General features: G+C 69.5%; 20 protein-coding genes and 1 pseudogene. 8 read left to right on the top strand and 13 right to left on the bottom strand.

Translation table 11 applies throughout. The features are described from left to right. The first annotated feature begins 367 nt into the window (after window positions 1-367). Window positions 368-1162, top strand: a complete 795-nt coding sequence (locus ACFV9O_RS01995; protein ID WP_385411079.1) for an IS5 family transposase — start codon at window positions 368-370, stop codon at window positions 1160-1162. Here ACFV9O_RS01995 and ACFV9O_RS01990 read toward each other — a convergent pair. Next, window positions 1110-1661 (bottom strand): hypothetical protein, encoded by a 552-nt coding sequence (locus tag ACFV9O_RS01990; protein ID WP_385411078.1) that lies wholly within the window; start codon window positions 1659-1661, stop codon window positions 1110-1112. The genes ACFV9O_RS01995 and ACFV9O_RS01990 overlap by 53 nt on opposite strands. 438 nt (window positions 1662-2099) lie before the next feature. Continuing rightward, window positions 2100-2879 carry a calcium-binding protein gene (locus ACFV9O_RS01985; RefSeq protein WP_385411076.1) on the bottom strand — a complete coding sequence of 260 codons (780 nt, stop codon included), beginning with the start codon at window positions 2877-2879 and terminating at the stop codon, window positions 2100-2102. A 257-nt stretch (window positions 2880-3136) separates the two neighbouring features. On the opposite strand from ACFV9O_RS01985, the pseudogene ACFV9O_RS01980 reads away from it, so the two are divergent. Beyond that, window positions 3137-3340, top strand: a pseudogene (locus ACFV9O_RS01980) (IS630 family transposase); the annotation flags it as partial. A gap of 129 nt (window positions 3341-3469) precedes the next feature. Here ACFV9O_RS01980 and ACFV9O_RS01975 read toward each other — a convergent pair. Both ACFV9O_RS01975 and ACFV9O_RS01970 read right to left on the bottom strand, forming a co-directional pair. Further along, complete coding sequence (locus ACFV9O_RS01975) at window positions 3470-3751, bottom strand: hypothetical protein (RefSeq protein WP_385411074.1); 282 nt, start codon at window positions 3749-3751, stop codon at window positions 3470-3472. Between the two features lie 45 nt (window positions 3752-3796). Then, window positions 3797-5017, bottom strand: coding sequence for an FG-GAP-like repeat-containing protein (locus ACFV9O_RS01970; RefSeq protein ID WP_385411073.1), 1221 nt, complete (start codon window positions 5015-5017; stop codon window positions 3797-3799). A gap of 774 nt (window positions 5018-5791) precedes the next feature. Between ACFV9O_RS01970 and ACFV9O_RS01965 the strand changes: the two genes are divergently transcribed. The 3 genes from ACFV9O_RS01965 to ACFV9O_RS01955 are packed head-to-tail and all read left to right on the top strand — an operon-like array spanning window position 5792 to window position 7294. Continuing rightward, on the top strand, window positions 5792-6103 hold the full coding sequence (locus ACFV9O_RS01965) for a hypothetical protein (RefSeq protein ID WP_385411071.1): 312 nt from the start codon (window positions 5792-5794) through the stop codon (window positions 6101-6103). Then, entirely contained in the window at window positions 6096-6644 is a 549-nt protein-coding gene (locus ACFV9O_RS01960) for a TetR/AcrR family transcriptional regulator (RefSeq protein WP_385411069.1), read from the top strand. The genes ACFV9O_RS01965 and ACFV9O_RS01960 overlap by 8 nt, the downstream gene beginning before the upstream one ends. Next, window positions 6641-7294 carry a hypothetical protein gene (locus tag ACFV9O_RS01955; protein ID WP_385411067.1) on the top strand — a complete coding sequence of 218 codons (654 nt, stop codon included), beginning with the start codon at window positions 6641-6643 and terminating at the stop codon, window positions 7292-7294. Before ACFV9O_RS01960 ends, ACFV9O_RS01955 begins: the two co-directional genes overlap by 4 nt. A gap of 458 nt (window positions 7295-7752) precedes the next feature. On the opposite strand, the gene ACFV9O_RS01950 is transcribed toward ACFV9O_RS01955, so the two are convergent. The 7 genes from ACFV9O_RS01950 to ACFV9O_RS01920 form a co-directional block, all read right to left on the bottom strand. After that, window positions 7753-8439, bottom strand: coding sequence for an SDR family oxidoreductase (locus tag ACFV9O_RS01950; RefSeq protein WP_385411065.1), 687 nt, complete (start codon window positions 8437-8439; stop codon window positions 7753-7755). Beyond that, entirely contained in the window at window positions 8436-9719 is a 1284-nt protein-coding gene (locus tag ACFV9O_RS01945) for a cytochrome P450 (protein WP_385411063.1), read from the bottom strand. Before ACFV9O_RS01945 ends, ACFV9O_RS01950 begins: the two co-directional genes overlap by 4 nt. A 41-nt stretch (window positions 9720-9760) precedes the next feature. Continuing rightward, complete coding sequence (locus ACFV9O_RS01940) at window positions 9761-10381, bottom strand: hypothetical protein (protein WP_385411061.1); 621 nt, start codon at window positions 10379-10381, stop codon at window positions 9761-9763. Continuing rightward, the gene (locus ACFV9O_RS01935; protein WP_385411059.1) at window positions 10381-11550 is read right to left on the bottom strand and encodes a cytochrome P450; all 1170 of its coding nucleotides are present in this window, start codon (window positions 11548-11550) and stop codon (window positions 10381-10383) included. The genes ACFV9O_RS01940 and ACFV9O_RS01935 overlap by 1 nt, the downstream gene beginning before the upstream one ends. 264 nt (window positions 11551-11814) lie before the next feature. Further along, a complete protein-coding gene (locus ACFV9O_RS01930; protein WP_385411058.1) occupies window positions 11815-12363 on the bottom strand; it encodes a carbonic anhydrase in 549 nt (182 codons plus the stop codon). A 412-nt stretch (window positions 12364-12775) separates the two neighbouring features. Then, complete coding sequence (locus tag ACFV9O_RS01925) at window positions 12776-13624, bottom strand: alpha/beta fold hydrolase (protein WP_385411056.1); 849 nt, start codon at window positions 13622-13624, stop codon at window positions 12776-12778. 655 nt (window positions 13625-14279) lie between these two features. Then, the gene (locus ACFV9O_RS01920) at window positions 14280-14576 is read right to left on the bottom strand and encodes a GYD domain-containing protein (RefSeq protein ID WP_385411055.1); all 297 of its coding nucleotides are present in this window, start codon (window positions 14574-14576) and stop codon (window positions 14280-14282) included. Window positions 14577-14835: 259 nt separating this feature from the next. On the opposite strand from ACFV9O_RS01920, the gene ACFV9O_RS01915 reads away from it, so the two are divergent. Then, window positions 14836-15129 (top strand): hypothetical protein, encoded by a 294-nt coding sequence (locus ACFV9O_RS01915; RefSeq protein WP_385411054.1) that lies wholly within the window; start codon window positions 14836-14838, stop codon window positions 15127-15129. A 120-nt stretch (window positions 15130-15249) separates the two neighbouring features. Here the strand turns inward: ACFV9O_RS01915 and ACFV9O_RS01910 are convergent, their stop codons facing one another. After that, window positions 15250-16215 (bottom strand): aldo/keto reductase, encoded by a 966-nt coding sequence (locus tag ACFV9O_RS01910; RefSeq protein WP_385411130.1) that lies wholly within the window; start codon window positions 16213-16215, stop codon window positions 15250-15252. Window positions 16216-16868: 653 nt separating this feature from the next. Between ACFV9O_RS01910 and ACFV9O_RS01905 the strand changes: the two genes are divergently transcribed. After that, entirely contained in the window at window positions 16869-18818 is a 1950-nt protein-coding gene (locus tag ACFV9O_RS01905; protein ID WP_385411052.1) for an amino acid transporter, read from the top strand. A gap of 64 nt (window positions 18819-18882) precedes the next feature. Here ACFV9O_RS01905 and ACFV9O_RS01900 read toward each other — a convergent pair whose 3' ends face one another. Further along, the gene (locus ACFV9O_RS01900; protein WP_385411051.1) at window positions 18883-19290 is read right to left on the bottom strand and encodes a hypothetical protein; all 408 of its coding nucleotides are present in this window, start codon (window positions 19288-19290) and stop codon (window positions 18883-18885) included. A gap of 104 nt (window positions 19291-19394) precedes the next feature. On the opposite strand from ACFV9O_RS01900, the gene ACFV9O_RS01895 reads away from it, so the two are divergent. After that, on the top strand, window positions 19395-19598 hold the full coding sequence (locus tag ACFV9O_RS01895) for a hypothetical protein (RefSeq protein ID WP_385411128.1): 204 nt from the start codon (window positions 19395-19397) through the stop codon (window positions 19596-19598). The last annotated feature ends 44 nt before the right edge of the window (window positions 19599-19642 follow it).

Raw genomic sequence — 19642 nt, 5'->3', positions numbered from 1 at the left:
ACTACCTCGACCGGCGCGAGATCCCCCGGCCGAAGTCGTGGCGAAGCCTGGGCAGCTGACCTCGACGACTCCAAGATCCCCGACAGAGTCAAGCTAAGAAGCCGTCTCTCAACCGATCTTGGAACGTGCAAGTCGAACGGAGTTCCTGGTCGGGTGATCTTCCGGCCGTACGCGCATGAAGGCAGGGCCTCCTGGTAGCTCGGGGGTGCGATCCCATTCCGAGCGGTTCCCGGAGGCCCTGTTGTCGTTGTTGTACGCGCCCATGCCCGTTGACTTCAACTCGCCTGCACGGTCGTGTGATTGCCTCGCGCACGTGTACGGCAACGCGGCCGACAATCCGGACCGGGTGCGCCGGTATCCGTCGGACATGACGGACGCAGAGTGGGCGGCCATCCGGCCTTTGCTGCCGGTGCCGGCCTGGCTCCAGGGCAGAGGCGGGCAGCCCGAGGGCTATTGCCACCGCCAGATGCTGGACGCGATCCGCTACCTGGTCGCGGGCGGGATCTCGTGGCGGGCGATGCCCGCGGACTTCCCTGATTGGGGCCGGGTTTACGCCTTCTTCCGCCGCTGGCGCGAGCACGGGCTGATCGCCGAGTTCCATGACCGGCTGCGCGGGAGGGTCCGGGAGCGCGAGGGCCGTGAGGCCGAGCCCACGGCGGGGATCATCGACGCGCAGTCGGTGCGGGCCGCCGCGACAGTCCCGGCCTCCTCACGCGGCTACGACGGCGGGAAGAAGGTGCCCGGGCGCAAACGGCACATCGTGACCGACTGCCTCGGCCTGCTCCTGGTCGTCGCGGTCACCGCCGCGAACATCGGCGACCGGGACGCCGCCACGGGCCTGCTGACCCGGCTGCGCCGTCTGCACCGCGACATCACCCTCGTCTGGGCCGACGGCGGCTACACCGGCTCCCTCGTTGGCTGGCGCCGGGACAAACTCGCCCTGACCTTGGAGATCGTCAAGCGCACCGACGACATGACAGGGTTCGTGGTGCTCCCCAGACGCTGGGTGGCAGAGCGCACGTTCGCGTGGCTGATGAACTCCCGCCGTCTGGCCCGTGATTACGAGACTCTGCCCGCTTCCAGCGAGGCGATGATCCGGTGGTCGATGGTCACGCGGATGGGCCGGCGTCTGGCACGGCCACCGGCCGCCGGCCGGCACTGAACATCCCCGACGTCTCCTGCAGGAGCCACCCGCGCTCTGCCAGGCGCCTGGCCTTCGAGCGCACCCCCTCGACCTTCGCCGGCGTCGTCCCAAGGCCCAGCCCCACCGCGATCTCCTTGGCCTTGAGCGGTCCCATGCCCGCTGATCGCCGCTCCTCCACCACGCCCAGAATCCGCTGGTAGTCCGGCGCCAGCACCGTCACCGGCAGCCCGTCCCGCCAGGACGGCACCGTCGAGCCCGGCACCGGCACGGTCGATGGCATCGTTTCCTGTTCCGCCTCGGCCTCGGTCACGGCAGTCGTCTCGGCCGCGGACACAGCCAGGGCCTCGACCAGCTCCTCCCGCGCGATCACTCGTCGGTCGAGCTCGAGCTCCGCGGCCTCCAACACCACAACCAGCCGCGCGACTTCTTCCTGCAGGCCCTCCACCCGCACACGGGCAGCCGTTTCCCGCTCCTCCAGCATTCCCAGCACCGACGCCACCGCGCACCCCTCGGTCATGAAGCGGACACAAGACGCCGCATCCCTCCCTCACCCCGAGCGAAACCATGCCTGATCAGCAAGAATCAAACGATCACGTTCGGTTGAGAGACGGCTTCTGACGCTCAGTGACCGCACCACACAAGGCCGCCTGGCGCCCACCAACGACTCGGCCGCTGATCAGGACGTACGAACTCATCGCTGTGTAGGGCCAGGCCGGCGAGGTCGTTGAGGGCAAACACATCAGCGTCGAACTCGCGGGAGTGGCCGTGCCGCAGGTATGGGCGGGAGTGGATACAGGCAAGACCCACCACCACTGTGTGGTGATCGACTCCGAAGGCAGCCGGCTGTTGGACTTGGCAGCGACGGCTTCGGCGATAGCGACCAGCGGGAGACCGTGTTCAACACCGAACAGCGCCTCCGTGCCGCATTGGTCGGGCGTTCCGGGCGCGGCCGGGTTCAGTCGTTGCAGCCGGGGCCATTGCTTGGGTCGACGCAGGTGTTGATTCCGGATCCGCCATTGTTGCGGTTCGTGCCTGATCCGCCGTCCAGGTCGTCATCGTCGGCTTCCCCGAAGAGATGGTCGTTACCCGCGTTACCGAAGAGTTCGTCGTTGCCCCTTCCACCGCGGAGCTCGTCGTTGCCCCTTCCACCGAACAAAGCGTCGTTGCCCAGGAAACCGGAGAGCCGGTCGTTGCCCGAGCCACCGGAAAGCTCGTCGTTGCCTGTTTCACCGCGGAGCTCGTCGTTGCCCGATTCACCACCAAGTTCGTCGTTGTCCCAGCCGCCGAAGAGCTGGTCGTCGCCCGAGCCACCGAAGAGCTGATCGTTGTCCCTGTCACCGTTGAGAGTGTCGTTGCCCGAGCCACCGCAGATGAGGTCGTTCCCCCCGATCCCGTAGACCGTGTCATTGCCTCCGAGCGCGAAGATCACATCGTTGCCGGGGGTCCCGAAGATGACGTCGTTCCTCTCGGTGCCCACTTTGGTGGGTCTGGCTTCCTCACAGGTCGAGCTGGTCGACGTCTTCGACGCGTTCGAACTGGTCGAGGTGGTCGATTCCATCGCTCGCCTCGGTGTTCCGGGTGCGGCGGCCGTTGTGGAGGTGGAAAAGACGAAGAGTCCTCCGATGACGAGAACGATGAGTGCGGGCAGCGACCGGGCACTGGCACGGCGCCGGCCGGAGCACCCAGTTGGAGCCGTCATCGGCCGGTCGTCGTCAAACGGGCGGGGCTCGAACATGGCTCGGCTGTCTCCTGAGTGAGGTGCGCAGCTGTCCCTCACAGAAAGTCACACTCTCGCCCAGCCCGCTCCGGCGCCCAGGGGGGCCGCATTCGCCCATGAGCCATTTTCGCAGGTCACGGCCGATAGAGCGGGCCACCATAAGCACTCCTTCGGTCGCCACCCGCACGGACCCGTCGGGAAAGAGTTGACCGACCTGGGGAAGCCGACCGCCATCACGGAACTGTCCGGTACGTGGCGGCAACCGCTGCCGACTCCCACCGGCAGTCCGCCTGGCGATCGTGTGCGACAACTACTCCCCGCACCTGACCACCGAGCGGTGCCGCCGCGTCGCCGTCTGGGCAGAGGCCAACAACGTCGAGATCGCCTGCACCCCGACCAGCAGCTCCTGGCTGAACCGCATCGAGGCCCAGTTCGCAGCCTTGCGCTGTTTCACCCTCGACGGCACCGACCACGCCAACCAGGGCGTTGTCCCAACGCGTCGCCGACGCTGCCGACGGAGGCGCCCTTCCCGGCGGCAGACGGCACGGTCAGGTTGGAGCGCTCCAGCCGGCGGCGGCCGAGAGTGCGACCACGGCGGCGGCGCGGGCCTAAGGCCAGCCGTACACCAAGTGTTCGAGAAGGTCAGCGCGGTGCCGGACGACGGCCGCCATCGGAACGCCACGTTGATCATTTGATGTCCTGTTGGCCAGATATTCGGCCGCGACAACGATGACGACGACGATGATTGGGGCGGCGACGACCACGGATGGTGATGCCGACAGCAGGCCGACCATGAACAGCCACCGGCGGATCTCCCGGAGACGTGGAGACCCGCCGGTGGTCGGCGGACAAGCGAGCGTGCACCAGTGGACCATCGCAGCAAGATCCACCGGACACCCCCTGAGATCACGGGCTCGGCAGAAGCCGACCGGGGCCTAGCAGAAGCCGTTGAGGCCCCACCACTCGCCGTCGGTCCGCTCGCCGCCCGACAGGAGGCCGTTGCCCAGTCCCCGGTAGGTGACCAGCCAGCCGAGGTGGCCCGAGTAGCCGTCGATCACGTACTTCTCGTTGGTCACGGCGGCGAGATCGGGACGCCCGTCGCCGGAGAAGTCGCCGGTCGCAATGAGGTTGGCCATGGCGTTCCAGCCGCCATTGCCTGCCAGGACGCGCCCGCCGAGGGCGGCGGAGCGGCCCGGGTAGAGCCACAGCTTGCCGGTGGCCGCCTCGCGCGCGTAGATGTCGGGGCGGCCGTCGCCGTTCATGTCGCCCACGCCGACGAGTGCGTTCATGGCGTTCCAGCCGCCCGTGCCGATCAGCTTGCGCGAGCCGAGCGTGCCGGTGGAGGTGCCCGGGTACAGGTACAGCTTGCCCGTGGCCTTCTCGACCGCGATCAGGTCGGAGCGGCCGTCACCGGTCAGGTCGCCGAAGGCGGTGATGTTGCGCATGCCGTTCCAGCCGCCCGTGCCGATCAGCTTGCGGGTGCCGAGGGAGCCGGTCCCGGTGCCCGGGTAGAGCCACAGCTTGCCCGTGGACGCCTCGCCGGCAATGAGGTCCTCGCGGCCGTCACGACTGAAGTCGCCGTGCCGGGTGAGAGCGTTCATGCCGTTCCAGCCGCCCGTGCCGATGAGCCGGCCGGTGCCGTCGCCTGGCGTGAACCACAGCCGGCCGGCCTTGTCGCGGGCGATGACGTCGGCCTTGCGGTCGCCGTTCATGTCACCGAAGCCCAAGGCCTTGGGGGAGGTCTCGGAGTACCAGTGCGGGTAGGCGGGCTGGCTGCACTCGCGCTCGGTGCGGACGAACTTGACCGAGCTGGTCGTCGCGGTCGGGTACGAGTGGTACTCGCCGGGGCCGGCGGGATCCGCGGGGAAGTAGCCGCCCCACGGCTCGTAGTTCTTGTCCTCGTAGACGCAGGCGATCGACGTTGTCCGGTTGACGTACGAGCGGATCTTGTTGTCCCAGCTGCCCAGGTCCGCGACGCTCTTGTTCGTCTTGTACATCTGCCCGGTCGCGCTCTCGCCCGACCAGCCGCACCAGTAGCCCGCCGGGCAGTCGTACGCGCCCGCGGCCGCCGGAGCGGCGTTCACGGTGGCCAGGCCGGAGCCGGCGAGCACGAGGCCGACGAGCGTCGCCACCCCCCGCAGAGAACGGTTCTGCATGTGTTGTGATCCCCTCCCATTGATGTGCGTCGGCACGTCGGTGCTTTCGGGCCAGTGCTGCGGGTCTGCAGTTGCCGGCCGACGCAGGCCGAGCGATCGTAGAGCAGCGTTGAACTTCCCCGCACCGCAGTTCCCGCACGCCTGGCGGAAGGGCACCGGAATGAGCGGTGAACCACGGTCGACAGCGGATCGATCCCGGGTGAGGCGCAGCCGTTCTGCTGGTGCTCCAAGGAGTCCACGTCCCCGTGGTCACCGCGGCGGGGCGACACGGATACGGCGGCTCGGCCGGCCGCGTGGGACGCCCACTTGGCGATTCCCAGCGGCCGGCCGAGGCGGTTCATCGGGCCCAAGGAGTTGAACTCGGCGACGACCTCGGCGGGGGCGTGCTCCATGCCGCCCAGGAACGTTTCGGTGGCCGTGGAACCAGGGGCGACGGCGTACGTCCGGCCTTCACGAAGGTGATGCGCCGCTCCGCAACGGGCCGTCGGGGAAACGCTCGGCGGTTCCGAGGACTTCAGCGACCTCCGCGACGGAGAGATACCGCTCACGCATGACGTTCACCTCGCTGGGAATCGGAGTCGGACAGCTGGGACACCTCCCGAGTGACCTGTGTCTGGGAGGTGGAGCTCGTCGAGCAGACCCTCGGCGATCAGGCTCGACACGTCGGAGCCGGACACCCTCCAGACTTGACGGCTAACGCCGTTAGCCGTAACGTAAAGCCATATGGCTAACACCGTTAGCCCAAGCGATCGGTTTCGCCTCGGAAAGGCCGCCGTGATCACCACCACCAGCACCCTGCGCAACGGTGTCCCGCCCCTGCCCCTGCGGGGCGCATGGCAGGCACCCGCCCTCCTCCCCGGGGCGTTCGCGGTCCCCAGGGATGCGCCGCACGGCCCGCCGGCCGCTGTCGTGCTCGCGTTCCTCGCCGGACCGGACCTGTTCCCGCGGCACCGTGCGGAGCGCACCGCGGGAGCCCCTTGCGGCGTGCCCGCCGCATTCCCGGCCCCGCCTACCGTGCGGATGCCGGTCGCCGGACCCGGCCGGCCCACCGGCATCGCGATCGCACGGACGGCGCGCCGTGGCTGACCGCGCGCAGCAGATCACGGCCGCCGCACGGGAACTGCTCGACGCCGAAGGGCCGGACGCGTTGTCGATGCGGCGCATCGCCGAGCGCGTCGGCATCCGGGCACCGTCCCTGTACAAGCATTTTCCCGACAAGGCCGCTGTCGAGGCCGCGCTCCAGGCGCAGGGCATGGCCCAGCTGGCGCAGGAACTGGAGGCCGCCGAAGCCGAGACCGGCGTCGAACCGCCCCTGCTTGCGCTCGCCCGTGCCTACCGGCGGCACGCCCTCGCCAACCCGCATCTCTACCGCATCACCCACGCCCGGCCACTCGCTCGCACCGCACTGCCCGAAGGGCTCGAGGACCGTGCGGCGATGCCGCTGGTCCGCGCGGCGCACGGCGACGTCGACATCGCCCGCTCACTCTGGGCATTCGCGCACGGCATGGTCGTGCTCGAACTCGACGGCCGTTTCCCGCCCGGCGCAGACCTGGACGCCGCTTGGCGCACCGGCTGCGAGGCGTTCGCCCAGGCCATCCACGACAAAACCCAGGGAGACACCGCATGACCACGATCGCTACGGGGCCGGCTACCGGCACCGCCTCCCGCGCCGCCGGATACACACACGCCGCGGCGTGGATCCTCGGGCTCACTGCCGCATGGGGCGCCACGCCCGAAGTCGGTGACACACACGCCCGGATCGCGATCGCGTACGCCGACCGGCCCCTCCAGGCGATCGCCCAGGCGCTGCTCGTGCACGGTGTGGCGGCCGTCGGCCTTGCGGCCGTCGGATCCGGACTGCTCGGCTGGGCCCGCCGCACCGGCGTCGCTGCGGCTCGCTTCGCCGGATGGACCGGGACGGCTGCGGCCGCACTCGCGTTCGTACAACTCGTCCTGGAGCTGATCGCCGTGTCCGGAGCCGATCCGGCGTCACCGGGCAGGACCGGCGCGCTGTTCGAGGCGGTCCAGCGCGTGGACGGCGTCAAGATGTTCGCGCTCGCCGCGCTCGCCGCCGCTGCCTGCGTGGCCTCGCGGCACGGCACACTGCTGCGGCGCTGGGAGGCCGTCACCGGCTGGGCCCTCGCCGCCACGATCACCGCTTCCGGCATCGGCTACCTGCTGCTGTCCACCGCCCTGACCCCGATGGCGTTCATATCACTGCCCCTGCTGCTGGTCTGGATCGCGGCGCTCGGCGCAGCTCTTGGCCGCCGGCCCTGAGCCCGGAGCTCCGGGACCGGACCGCTGGGCATCGACAGCAGGAGCAAGCGCGATCGGTACCTCAAGGCTTCGTGCGTGTCGTGGGCGGCTTCTTCGCCGTGAGCGGCATGAGCGCTGTGCCGACATCGCTCATCATGATGGCGCGAAGCTGATCAGGTCCCATACCTGTGGGACCCATCACGCTCCGGCTGCCGATGTGCCGGAGGGGGTTGCAACGGGTGAGGGGTGGGCAGGCCCCCCAGCCTGTTCAGCGTCGGCGGGTCCAACGGGTGACCTGCCCGGCCATCCAACGGTCACGTCGACGGCGCGAGCGTCCCACCCCGGAGCATCCACCGCGACACGCACGTCCAGGCGCCGCGGTCTCCCACCGATCGGCCCCGGCGACAAGCCCCCGTCGCACCAGGAACCGACCGGGCTGCACGGATTCGTCCGCACCACGACCCACCGAGCGCTCCGGCTCAGCGGTCGATGACGGTGTCGGTCACCGTCGCGTCCGAGGGCGCCAGTACCGCGTTCAGCACGACAGCGGCCACCGACTCCGGTCGTAGGAACTGGTCCGGGTGGTACTCGCGGCCCGCACGTTCGGCCGCGCTGCGCTGCAGATCGGTGTCGGTCGGGCCCGGATGGATGGAGGTCACTCGGACTCCGTTGAGTTTCTCCTCGGTTCGCAGGGCGTCCGCGAACCCGCGCAAGGCGTGCTTGCTGGCGACGTAAGGGCCGCGGTTCGACGTGATCCGGAGCCCGGATCCCGCGTTGATCAGTACCACGTGACCTCGGCTGTGGCGGAGGGACGGCAGGAGCAGACGAGTGAGTTCCGCGGCCGAGAAGAGATTGACCGCGAAGACCCGCTGCCACACGTCCAGCGGGGTACGGGCGATCGTGCCGGGCTCGGCGACGGCCGCGTTGTGCACCAGCACGTCCAGACGGTCGACGCCCGCTGTGGCCTCGGCGAGTCCGTCAGGGTGCGACAGGTCGGCCACCCATGGGCGGGCCCGCCCCGGCAACTCGCGTGCGAGTGCCTCGAGGGACCGGGGGTCCCGGCCGCCGAGGAGCACGTCGTGGGTGGGTGCGAGCGCGCGCGCGATGGCCGCGCCGATGCCGCGGGAGGCTCCGGTCACGAGTGCGCGGGGCCGTGGCGTCGTCATGAGCAGGGCCTTTGCACAGCGGGCCGGAAGGTGACCGGCAGGCTGGTCAGTCCGCGCATGAACCGGCTGTGTCCCCAGGTCAGTTCGGAGGGACCGACCGCGAGAGCCAGTTCGTCGCACCGCTCCAGAAGGGTGCGGAGCGCGATCGTGGCCTCCGCTCTCCCGAGCGGCGCGCCCAGGCAGTGGTGAACCCCGTGTCCGAAACCGAGGTGCCCTCGGCTGTCGCGGAGGATGTCGAAGCGGTCGGGTTCGGCGAAGCGGTCCGGATCGCGGTTGCCCGCGCCGTAGGACAGCAGCACGGCCTCCCCGCCACCGGGGACGGTGACGTCCCCGATCCGTATGTCGCAGGTCGTGAACCGCAGTACGGGCGCCATCTTGATGGGGCCGTTGTAGCGCAGCATCTCCTCGATCGCCTGCTCCATCAGGGACGGCTCCCTCCGGAGCACCTCCAGCTGCCCGGGGTGTTCCAGCAGCGCCAGCACCCCGCTGCCGATGAGGTTGGCGGTCGTCTCGAAGCCCGCCACCAGGAGGAGGAAGGACATGCTGATCAGCTCGTCCTCCTCGTGACCGGCCGCAAGAAGCCGCCCCAGCAGGTCCCCGGCATCGGCCGCGGACTCCCTCCTGGCCTTGAGCAGCCCGGCGAGGTAGTCCCGCATGCCCGAGGCCGCCTGAGGCGTTCGCCCGTGGTCGCCCTCGCTCATCTCCACGTAGACGGTCGCCAGCCGGGCGAAGGTGTCCCGACCCTCGGTGGGCACGCCCAGTACCTCCGAAATGACCGTGAGGGGCAGGCGTTTGGCGAAGTCGGAGATGACGTCGCAGCGCCCCAGCGGAAGGAACGCGGACACGAGATCATCGGTGATCTCCTGGATTCTCGGACACAGGGCGTCGATCCGGCCTGGCGTGAACTCCCCTGCCACCAGCGCCCGCAGTCTTGTGTGGTCCGGGGGATCGCAGCGGAGCATGTTCCGCGTGACGGTGTACGTCTCGTTGGCGAAGACCCAGGGAGCGGCCCGCACCGCCCTGCCGGCGCGCCGCGGATCGTTGCTCAGCCGTGGATCCCTGCTCACCGTGCGGATGTCCTCGTGGCGCGTGACCAGCCATACGGGAACACCGGCGAACGTCACACGCCGTACGGGCCTCTCGGACCGGAGCTGGGCGAGCAGCGCGTACGGGGCGCTGACAAAGCCCTTCTGGTGCATGAGGTCGCCAGCACCCTCCGCGGCCGTGTGTGCGGCCGGCGCAGGGCAGGAGACAGCGGTGTCGGTCTGGTCGGCATTCATGGGACCTCCATGTGCGGCAGGATCGTCTGCGTCCCGTGAACTCATCCGGCAGTGGGCAGGGCCAGGCGCACTGGCAGTGCGTCGCAGTGGGGGGTGGAGGGGTCTGCGGCGCATGGACTCCATGCGCCCCACGAGTGATAGATGCAGCCGTTCCGGCGCTCCAGGTAGCAGATCAGATTGACCGGCCAGCCGGTGCTGGCGAAGACGTAGGTGTCCATCTTCGTCGGATGCTCGCTCAGTGGCGCACCGGTGCCGCCGGGAGAGTCGATGTTGTGCCAGTCGGGGTGGAGGTGTACCGAACCGAGAATCTCGAGTCCGGCGGCTTCGGCATCCCGCATGATGCGGAGCAGGTCGGCGGAGTCGCACCAGTATCCGCGATGGGGGTTCTCGTAGGCCGTTCCGAAGCAGGGAACGATGGACTCCGAGAACTCTCCCAGGGCCGCGGTGTCCCTCGCCCGGACGTTACGGCCGAAGGCGACCCGCTCGATGCGGGCGGTGTGGTCGCGAACGCTGCCCACCAGCACGCCGAAGCACGCATACGGCAAGCCGGGCCTGACCGTCCCGTAGACGCGGACGGCGGCGTCGAGGAACGCGGCACAGGCGGCACTCTCCATGAACACATGGACGCCGTCGGCGTGTTCGCTGACATCTCTGGCGCTCATCATGACTCCCTTTCCGGGCGTATGACGGGAACAGAGGTGAACCCGCGCAGCCGCCCGAGTCGCTGGACGGGCGATCGTGCCGGCATGAGATCCGGAGCCCGCTGCCGGAGCCGCCGCAGCAGCATCGACATCTCCAGGTGCACCAGTTCCGCGCCGAGGCAGTAGTGCGCACCGCCGCCGAAACTCAGATGGCGTGGTCCGCCTCGCCCCGGACGGAACTCGTTGGGCTCGGGGAACACGCCGGGATCCCGGTTGGCGGCACTGAGCGCCGCCCAGACGTGTGCGCCCTCCGGCACCGGCACCCCGCTGATGACGACCGTTCTCGCGGGGATCCTGGGTGCGGGGGTGAACTGCACCGGAGCGTCGTAGCGGAGCACCTCGTCGATGAACAGCCGGGTGGTGGCAGGGCCGTCCAGGAACGTCGCCTGCTGCGGGTGGCGGCTCATCAGGACGATGCCGGTCTCGATACCCGCGGCGATCTGCGGGTACCCGGCGACGACGAGTCCCGTGAGAATGCCGATGAGTTCGTCATGGGGCAGGGCACCGGCACGGCGGGTGTGCGCCCGGACCATTTCGGACATCAGATCATCACCGGGCCTGCGGCGCCGTCGAACCACTTCCTCCTGCAGGTAGGCGGTGAGCCGCTGCATCGCCGCGGCGCCGCCGCTGTCCGGGTCCGGCAACGGCCCGGAGGTGGGGAAGATGCCTGCGACCAGTGTCGACACGAGGAGTCGATCGTCCTGCGGCAGGCCCAGGATGTGCATGATCGTGTCGCGGGGAAGCGCCTCGGCGAGCCCGCTCATGTCGGTCGCGCCGTCCCTGAGGGACTCCACAACGGGGTCGAGGAGTTGGTCGCAGCGCCCGCTGATCCAGGTCTGCCGGCCTCGGACATGCTCGACGAACCGCCGGGCCACCGCGGCACGCATCCTGGTGTGCCGTGGCGGGTTCTGTGAACTCATGACGCGGGACAGCACGGGCGCCGGCCGGTCCGCCGTACCGACGGAAGACCCGGGGCCGCCCGGCGCCAGGAAGCTCTCACGATCGGCCAGGACGCGAAGGCAGTCCTGGTAGCGGGACAGCAGATATGCGCCCTCCCGGATCCGGTACACCGGTTCCGTCTCGCGCAGGCGCTCATAGACCGGGTAGGGGTCACCGGTGTGAAGGTCCATGAGGGCATCGGTGGAGCCAACAGTTCCCATCGCATCAGCCCCTCGAGGTGAGGAGTGGTCCGGGACCCGTCCTGTCCAGTGGGTCCGGGAGTCCGACGGACCTGCCTGTTCGGTGAATCCGCAGGTCCGGTGCATCCGCTGTCCGGTGCCTGCTCCTCACCATTGACCCCTCCGAACGGGTGAAGTGCGACTCGAAGCGCGGCACGCTACTCCGAATGGGTGAGTCGAGGCCGGCTCCCGGGGTGCCCCGGTCATCCGACCGGTTCAGGAGGGCGCGCCGGTCAGGACTTCCACCCGGCCGGTGTCGAGCGAGTAGTAGGCGCCGACCACGGCAAGGGCGCCCTTCTTCACGAGAGGGGCGAGGTCCTGGTTGGAGCGTAGGTCGGCCGCGGTCTGCTCGACCTGGGCGCGGGCCATGGTCTCGACCGGGTCGGCACCGCCTTCCTCGACCGCCTGCTCGTACGCCGGCCGCAGAGCCTTGGCGATCGCCTCCAGGTTGCCGGACAGCGGTTCGCCGTCACGCATGGACTTGTACGCCGCCTCGACGGCGCCGCAACGCTGATGCCCGAGGACCACGATCAGCGGGGTGCCACTCGTCATGGGCCCGTACTCCACGGAACCAATGACCACCGGGCCGACCGCCTGCCCGCCCGTGCGCATGACGTAGAGGTCACCCAGCCCGGTGTCGAAGAGGAGTTCAGGCGGCACCCGGGAGTCGATGCACGAGAGGATCACCCCGTACGGTTCCTGCTTCTCGGCTACGAGCTGGCGCCGGTCCGGATCCCGGTCGGGATGCCGGAGGTCTCCGCTCACCCAACGCTTGTTTCCGTCCACCAGTCTCGCGAAGGCTGCCTCCGGCGTGGTCGGCCGCGCATCCGTCGTCGGGGCGGTCGGCGCCCCCAGGGAGGCGCTCGTCGATGAGCACGCCGTCAGCGCGCCCGCGGCGACCGCGAGACCGCAGGCAAGCAAAGCCCTCCGATGCGGATGTCCTTCGCTGTCCATCGGTCGTTCCCCTCGGTGCCGCTGAGACACGTCCGTACGTCCTGGCCCTGGTGACTATTCAGCGTGGTGTGGGTGATCTGGCGGCAGGCACAAGCAGACGTGGGCTCCCGTACCCACGGACGGCCCACAGAAGTGGCTGCCGCTCGAACCCCCACCGACCCGTGCCCCGTCCGTGCCCTTCGGAGCGGTGAGCAGCGGTCAATAGCGCCAGGGCGTGCCGGGGTCAGCGGGCGGTGGCCTGGGCGGCCTGCTCGATCACGCGGGTGACGGCGCCCGGGCGGGAGACCGAGACCGCGTGGGACGCCTTGACCTCGACGGTGTGCGAGCCGGCCCGCTGGGCCATGAAGCGCTGCGCGGCCGGCGGGATGTTGTAGTCCTCGGTGGCGACGAGGCTCCAGGAAGGGATGGTCTTCCAGGCGGCCTTGGTGGCCTTCTCCTCCAGGGCCGAGGCGGCCACGGGGCGCTGGGTGGCGGCCATCAGGTCGGTGACCGACGTCGGCACGTCGGCGGCGAACTGGTCGTGGAACTTGTCGGCGTTGATGTACAGGTCGGTGCCGGTGCCACCGCCGGGGAGCGGGAAGGGCACGGAGTTGAGGGTGGGGCCGAGAGTGCTCCCGGGGAACTTGCTGGACAGTTCCAGCGCGCTCTCGCCCTTCTCGGGGGTGAAGGCGGCGATGTAGACCAGCGCCTTGACCTGTGGGTCGTCGGCGGCAGCCTCGCTGATCACGGCGCCGCCGTAGGAGTGGCCGACGAGCACGACCGGTCCGTGCACGCTCTTCAGCACGCTGTGGACGTACTCGGCGTCACTGGTCAGCCCGCGCAGCGGGTTGGCGGGAGCGACGACCGGATACCCCGCCCGCTGCAGGCGCTTGACCACCCCGTTCCAGCTGGAGGAGTCCGCGAAAGCACCGTGCACCAGCACCACCGTGGGCTTCTTCTCCGACGGGCGGCGCTCGGCCTTGGCGGCGTTGGCCGGAGCCGTGGTCGTCAGGGCGAGTGCCGCGACGCCGGCGACGGCGCCCAGCACGGCGGTGCGCTTGCGGGTGGGACGGAAGACGGTCTTGAGGTTCATGGTGACTCCCCTTGGGATGCGGAGGGTGAGGCTGGGCCGGTTGGCCGCCCCGGACCTTCCTGCCCGGGGCGACACCGAGAAACATAGTGAACGATTGACTTGTCCACAAGTTAATCGAGAGCGAGGTGGTTGCTTGCATGGAAGATGCTGCGGCAATGTCTCCCGGGCGACCAACCCGGCGATCAAGGAAAGGAAGCAGCCATGAGCGACGACGACAGCCGCGCACCCGTACCCTGCGACGCCGGTGAGCCCTGCCGTCACCGGCGTCCACCGGCCCCTGCTCGGCGCCGTGGGGCTGCTCGAGCGGGAGCGGCGCGCAGACGACGAGCGGGTGGTGGACGTCGCGCTCACCCGGACGGGGCCGCGCACTGCCGGCGGATCTTCACGGTCCCGTCGGCAATCGGAAACGCCATCGGGCTGACCCCGAAGACAAGACCTGCTGCGCCGGCTCACCGCCGACGTCATCCGTCACATCACCGGCGCCAAGCCGATGGAGCGGCCTCCTGGCCTCCCGGCCTCCCGCCACGACCGCTCCCGCCGACCGGCCATCTCGCCTCCCGCCGCGTGCGGGCCGTTGTTGTCCCGGACCGGTCCGGGCGTCTCGTGGCGCAGCGTTCCGACGGACATGTTCAGGCGTGGTGGTGTGTGAAAGTCCTCAGCCAGTGGCCTTGGCGATGATGCGGCCCATCTCCTCCCGGTCGAAGGCCCGCAGGGTCGTGGTACGGACGTTGCCCACCCCGCCGAGCTGCAAGAGCACCGCAGTGGCGGTCTCCTCGTCGGGCGCCTCGACGACGGCGACGAGGTCGTACGGACCGACGGTCCAGTAGATGTTCAGGAGCTTCGCCCCGAGCTTCTGTGCCGCTGCGGCGAAGGCCTCGGCGCGCTGCGTGGTGTCCTTGTAGCCCCGGATCCCCTGATCGGTCCAGTTCAGCAACGTGACGTACGTCGGCATCCGTCTTTCACCCCTGTGAGGAGACACAACACTTCGTGGGGCCAATTCTGGACATCACAGTCGTAACCCTGCCCAAGATGCGCAGCAGAACGAGTGATACGAGCGATCACCCACGCCGGGCCGGCAGAGTTCGACGGGCGCAGGCGAACTGACGGCTCCGGAGCCCACGCGTTGGCATCCTGGGCCGAAGCCACAGCAGCGGTGCACGAGACACGAGGGGCCTCGGGAGTCGTGTGCGCCGACCGGCATGATGTCCGCCATGACTTCCGAAGCCGACGGCATCCCGTCCGAGAGCACCCGGGTCACGGTCGTGACCGATGGCGTCGCGCAGGTCTTCGCCTGGGAGGACGATGTGTGGATCAAGGTCCGGGATCTTGGTGGCGAGATCGTGATCGAGGCCAACGCCCCCGGCCTCAGAACGCTCGCCGGCCATCTGCTCACGCTCGCCGAGGACGGCGTTCCGGACGGAAGCCATCTGCACCTGGAGGACAGCAACGGGCTGGCGGACTGGTCCGTCGGGCTGGTTCTGGAACGAACCGACGAGGAAGACTGAGGCGCCGAACGGCACGCCCCCTGTCGCCTCGGGCAGGAGGCATCACGTGGGCCGAGCCCCGGCGGTGCGAAGGGTGACCCCGCGCACCGGCCGGGATCCGACGACGACGGTGCCCGGGGATCAGGCGTAGAAGTTGCGCTGCCACCGGTGCTTGGCCAGCACGGCGAGCTGGTCGGCGGTGAGCGGGCGGCCGTCGCTCACCGCCGTATTGCGTTCGACGTTGCGCACGGTGCGCATTCCGGGGATGACGGTGGAGACCGCCGCCGAGCTCAGCACGAACCGCAGCGCGTACTCGGCGATCTCGTCGGGGGCGATGCCGAGGTCGGCGACGATCGCGGCCACCCGCTGTTCGACCTGTGCCGGGCGGTCGCCGCGGAAGTAGCGGTTGCGCCAGTCGGACTCCGGGAACGTCGTGTCGGCCGTGATCCGGCCGGTGAGGCCGCCCTCGTCCAGCGCCACCCGAACGATGACGCCGACGCCGTGCTCCTCACAGGCCGGCAGCAGCGCGTCGGCGGGCGCCTGGTCGAAGATGTTGTGGATGACCTGCACGCTGTCCACGGCGCCGCTGCGGACGAGTGCGAGGGCGTTGTCTGGCTGGTGGTCGTTGACGGAGACGCCGAACAAGCGGATCTTTCCCTCTTGCTTCAGTTCGGCGATCGTCTCCAGCCAGTCGCCACGGCCGACCCAGTCGTCGGACCAGACGTGGAACTGCAGGACGTCGAAGTGGTCCAGGCCGCTGGACCGCAGACTGGTCTCCAGGCTCCTGCGGATGTGCTCGCCCGGGAACGTCTCGGCCGGGTCCAGGCCGTCGGGCGGCGGCCACACACCGTTCTTCGGCGGCACCTTGGTCGCGACGCGCACATCGTCACCGGCCCGTTCCCGGACGACCCGGCCGACGATCCGCTCGCTCTCGCCGTAGCCGCGGGCGGTGTCGATGAAGTTCACGCCGAGGTCGACGGCCCGGTGGAGGGCGCGTACGGACTCGTCCTCCGTGGCCCCCACCCAGCTGGACTCGCCGATACCCCACGCGCCGTAACCGATCTCGGACACGGACAGTCCACTGCGTCCCAGCTCGCGGTAGCGCACCATCAACCTCCACGTCGTGGTCCTCGCCCTGGCCGGGTGGCCGGTGCCTCGGCCAGGAATCCCGTTGACCATAGGCGACTTGGGCGGCGCGGGCAGGTGGGTTTCCGGCGAGGCGTACGCGTCGGTGCCGGGCTGTTCCGCACCGGCCGCTCGGCACCGGGCCGCTCGGCACCCGGACGCAGCGAGCGGAACGACCACGACGCCCGGCCGTCCGGACGGACGTCGGCCGGCCCCCCGGGGGAGGGCCTGATCAACGGCGCGCCGGCAGCCTCATCGCCCGCGCGCCGTGCTCTCCCCGGACTGGACTGACGACGGCGGCCGGCTATGGGCGCAATTGGGCAATATGTGCAATCCTCTGGGAATTCCTAACGGATCCTTGACACCCGGCGAGACATCGGAGCTGTCCGGCCTGCGGAGGCGTGCACGGATGCCCCCTGGCGGCCGTACGCGCTCGTCATGCCGGGCTTGACCGGATTCGGGGCCTGGCAGACCTCTCACACACACGTCCGCTCTGTCGCGCGCCGCCTCATGAGAGCCCGACACCCCCCTCTTGGCGCGCGGGGGACCGCCTGGGCCGACGGGTCGTTCCTGCATACGCTGATCGCGCCGTCTTCGTGATGGCCGGAATCGTTCGCCGTAGGTCAGGAGCACAGATGGCCACCCCCGCCCAGGCTCGTACGAGCCGTCTGCGCGCGTGGATGCTGGAGGGCCTGTCCGACATGGCCAGGCACCAGAAGGGGGCGCAGGCCGAACCGGAGCCCGCCCACAAGGGGCAGCGGTGGTGGCGGGTCATGTGCCTGACCGGCGTCGACTACTTCTCCACCCTGGGCTACCAGCCCGGCATCGCCGCACTCGCGGCGGGACTCCTGTCGCCGATTGCCACCATCGTGCTGGTGATCGTCACCCTGGCCGGCGCGCTGCCGGTGTACCGGCGGGTGGCGGAGGAGAGCCCGCACGGTCAGGGGTCGATCGCCATGCTGGAGCGACTGCTGTCGTTCTGGAAGGGCAAGCTGTTCGTCCTGACCCTGCTCGGCTTCGCCGCCACCGACTTCCTCATCACCATCACCCTGTCGGCGGCGGACTCCTCCATCCACCTGGTGGAGAACCCGCACGTGCCCGGCTTCCTGCACGGACAGCAGATGCTCGTCACGCTGCTCCTCATCGCGCTGCTCGGGGCGGTCTTCCTCAAGGGCTTCCTGGAGGCGATCGGCGTCGCCGTCGCATTGGTCGGGGCCTATCTGGCGCTGAACGTGGTCGTCGTGGTCGTGGGCCTGTGGCACGTCGCCACCGAGGCGCACGTCGTCACCGACTGGTCCACGGCCCTGACCACCGAGCACGGAAACGTTCTGGCCATGATCGGCGTGGCACTGATCGTCTTCCCCAAGCTCGCGCTCGGCCTGTCGGGCTTCGAGACCGGCGTGGCGGTCATGCCCCACGTCGAGGGCTCTCCGGGCGACACCCAGGAGAAGCCCGCCGGGCGCATCCGCGGCACCAAGAAGCTGCTCACCACCGCCGCGCTGATCATGAGCGTGTTCCTGATCTCGACCAGCTTCATCACCACCCTGCTCATCCCGGCGAAGGAGTTCGAGCCGGGCGGCGAAGCCAACGGACGCGCCCTCGCCTACCTCGCGCACCAGTACCTCGGAGGCGCCTTCGGCACCGTCTACGACGTCGCCACCATCGCCATCCTCTGGTTCGCCGGCGCCTCCGCCATGGCCGGGCTGCTGAACCTCATGCCCCAGTACCTCCCCCGCTACGGCATGGCCCCGCACTGGGCGCGCGCCGTGCGCCCCATGGTGATCACCTTCACCCTGGTCGCGTTCCTCGTCACCTGGATCTTCAACGCCGACGTCGACGCCCAGGGCGGCGCGTACGCCACCGGCGTGCTCGTCCTGATCTGCTCCGCCTCGATCGCGGTGACCATCGCCGCCAGCCGCGCCGGGCAGCGGGGCTGGACGATCTCCTTCGCCGTCATCTCGGCGGTCTTCCTCTACACCACCGCCCTCAACGTCATCGAACGGCCCGACGGCGTGAAGATCGGTGCCTGCTTCATCGCCGGCATCATCATCCTGTCCCTGGCGTCCCGGCTCGCCCGAGCCTTCGAGCTGCGCGTCACGGGCGTGACGCTGGACGACATGGCCGAGCGGTTCGTCCGCGACATCTCCCACCGCAGGATCCGCTTCATCGCCAACGAACCCGACCAGCGCGACGTCGCCGAGTACCGCGACAAGATCCACCAGATCCGGGCCGACAACGACATCCCGCCCGAGGACGACTTCGTCTTCGTCGAGGTCACCGTCGGCGACCCCTCGGAGTTCGAGGCCGGGCTGAACGTCCGCGGCGAGGTGCTGCACGGCCGCTACCGCGTGCTGACCCTGGAAAGCTCCTCCATCCCCAACGCGCTGGCCGCGCTGCTCCTCCACGTACGCGACGTCTCCGGTCAGCGCCCGCACATCTACTTCGAGTGGACCGAGGGCAACCCCTTCGCCAACTTCCTCCGCTTCTTCCTCTTCGGCCAGGGCGAGGTCGCCCCCGTCACCCGCGAGGTCCTCCGAGAGGCCGAACCGGACCGGTCCAGGCGACCTCGAGTCCACGTCGGCTGACACTCCGCACCGTGGGTGACCGGCGGGGAGGTGCCCGTCACCGGGCTCCGTGGGCCAAGTGCGCTCAGGCGGACGCGTCGGAGGACAGCACCGCCTCCACGAAGTCGGCCGGCGGTACGTACTCGTGGGCCTCGACGTAGTGGGCGATCAGTTCAGGAGCCGCGTACGCGATGCCGTTGCCCATCACGCGTATCTCGGCGCTTCCCCTGGGGCCGTCGGGGTGCCCGGCGCGCGTTCGCGACGCGCACCAGGGGCACAGGTGGTATCCGCGGGTCTGCTGGGCCCGGTGGGTGCGGGTCATGGCCTTCAGGGTCTCCGCGAGGCCCTCGGGGACGATGCCCTTGGGGTAGGGCATGTCGCTGTCGAGCCAGCCCATGTTCACGAGCGGGACGCCGTGCCAGAGGCCTGAGGCTTCTGGATGCCAGTTGTCCCTGTCGTATGTGTACGGGGTCAGGTCTGCGTAGTACGTCATGGCCGCTGTCTATCAGCCGTTCATTGGGACTTGCCCGCCGACAAGGTCGGCCGGCCGGTCCTTCGCGGCTGGATCGCGGTTACCCTCCGGACATGGGCGAGGACATGGTGGGGCTGTCCGGCAGGGTGACCGGGACGGTGGGGCCGGGACTGGTGGGCGAGGTCATCGTGAAGATCCGGGGAGGGGCGGAGCACTTCCTGGCCTACCCCGCGATGGGCCGGGAGAGGATCGAGACCGGCACCGTGGTGATGATCGTGGAGTATCTGCCGCCGCGCACGGTGTACGTCACCGCCGCGTACGACAACTGAGCCTTGCGGCAGCCCATTTGGCCATGAGGCGGCCCCGCGCGCGT

Source organism: Streptomyces sp. NPDC059909, assembly GCF_042730885.1.
Lineage (GTDB): Bacteria > Actinomycetota > Actinomycetes > Streptomycetales > Streptomycetaceae > Streptomyces.
Note: the sequence above shows the minus strand (reverse complement) of the source record. Positions and strands in the feature narration are given on the sequence as shown.

Coding starts and splice junctions, on each gene's coding strand:
- ACFV9O_RS01900 (WP_385411051.1), bottom strand. CDS start 19,290: ATGACGTACTACGCAGACCTGACCCCGTACACATACGACAGGGACAAC.
- ACFV9O_RS01970 (WP_385411073.1), bottom strand. CDS start 5,017: ATGCAGAACCGTTCTCTGCGGGGGGTGGCGACGCTCGTCGGCCTCGTG.
- ACFV9O_RS01905 (WP_385411052.1), top strand. CDS start 16,869: ATGGCCACCCCCGCCCAGGCTCGTACGAGCCGTCTGCGCGCGTGGATG.
- ACFV9O_RS01925 (WP_385411056.1), bottom strand. CDS start 13,624: ATGAACCTCAAGACCGTCTTCCGTCCCACCCGCAAGCGCACCGCCGTG.
- ACFV9O_RS01920 (WP_385411055.1), bottom strand. CDS start 14,576: ATGCCGACGTACGTCACGTTGCTGAACTGGACCGATCAGGGGATCCGG.
- ACFV9O_RS01915 (WP_385411054.1), top strand. CDS start 14,836: ATGACTTCCGAAGCCGACGGCATCCCGTCCGAGAGCACCCGGGTCACG.
- ACFV9O_RS01985 (WP_385411076.1), bottom strand. CDS start 2,879: ATGTTCGAGCCCCGCCCGTTTGACGACGACCGGCCGATGACGGCTCCA.
- ACFV9O_RS01935 (WP_385411059.1), bottom strand. CDS start 11,550: ATGGACCTTCACACCGGTGACCCCTACCCGGTCTATGAGCGCCTGCGC.
- ACFV9O_RS01950 (WP_385411065.1), bottom strand. CDS start 8,439: ATGACGACGCCACGGCCCCGCGCACTCGTGACCGGAGCCTCCCGCGGC.
- ACFV9O_RS01940 (WP_385411061.1), bottom strand. CDS start 10,381: ATGAGCGCCAGAGATGTCAGCGAACACGCCGACGGCGTCCATGTGTTC.
- ACFV9O_RS01945 (WP_385411063.1), bottom strand. CDS start 9,719: ATGAATGCCGACCAGACCGACACCGCTGTCTCCTGCCCTGCGCCGGCC.
- ACFV9O_RS01995 (WP_385411079.1), top strand. CDS start 368: ATGACGGACGCAGAGTGGGCGGCCATCCGGCCTTTGCTGCCGGTGCCG.
- ACFV9O_RS01990 (WP_385411078.1), bottom strand. CDS start 1,661: ATGACCGAGGGGTGCGCGGTGGCGTCGGTGCTGGGAATGCTGGAGGAG.
- ACFV9O_RS01955 (WP_385411067.1), top strand. CDS start 6,641: ATGACCACGATCGCTACGGGGCCGGCTACCGGCACCGCCTCCCGCGCC.
- ACFV9O_RS01895 (WP_385411128.1), top strand. CDS start 19,395: ATGGTGGGGCTGTCCGGCAGGGTGACCGGGACGGTGGGGCCGGGACTG.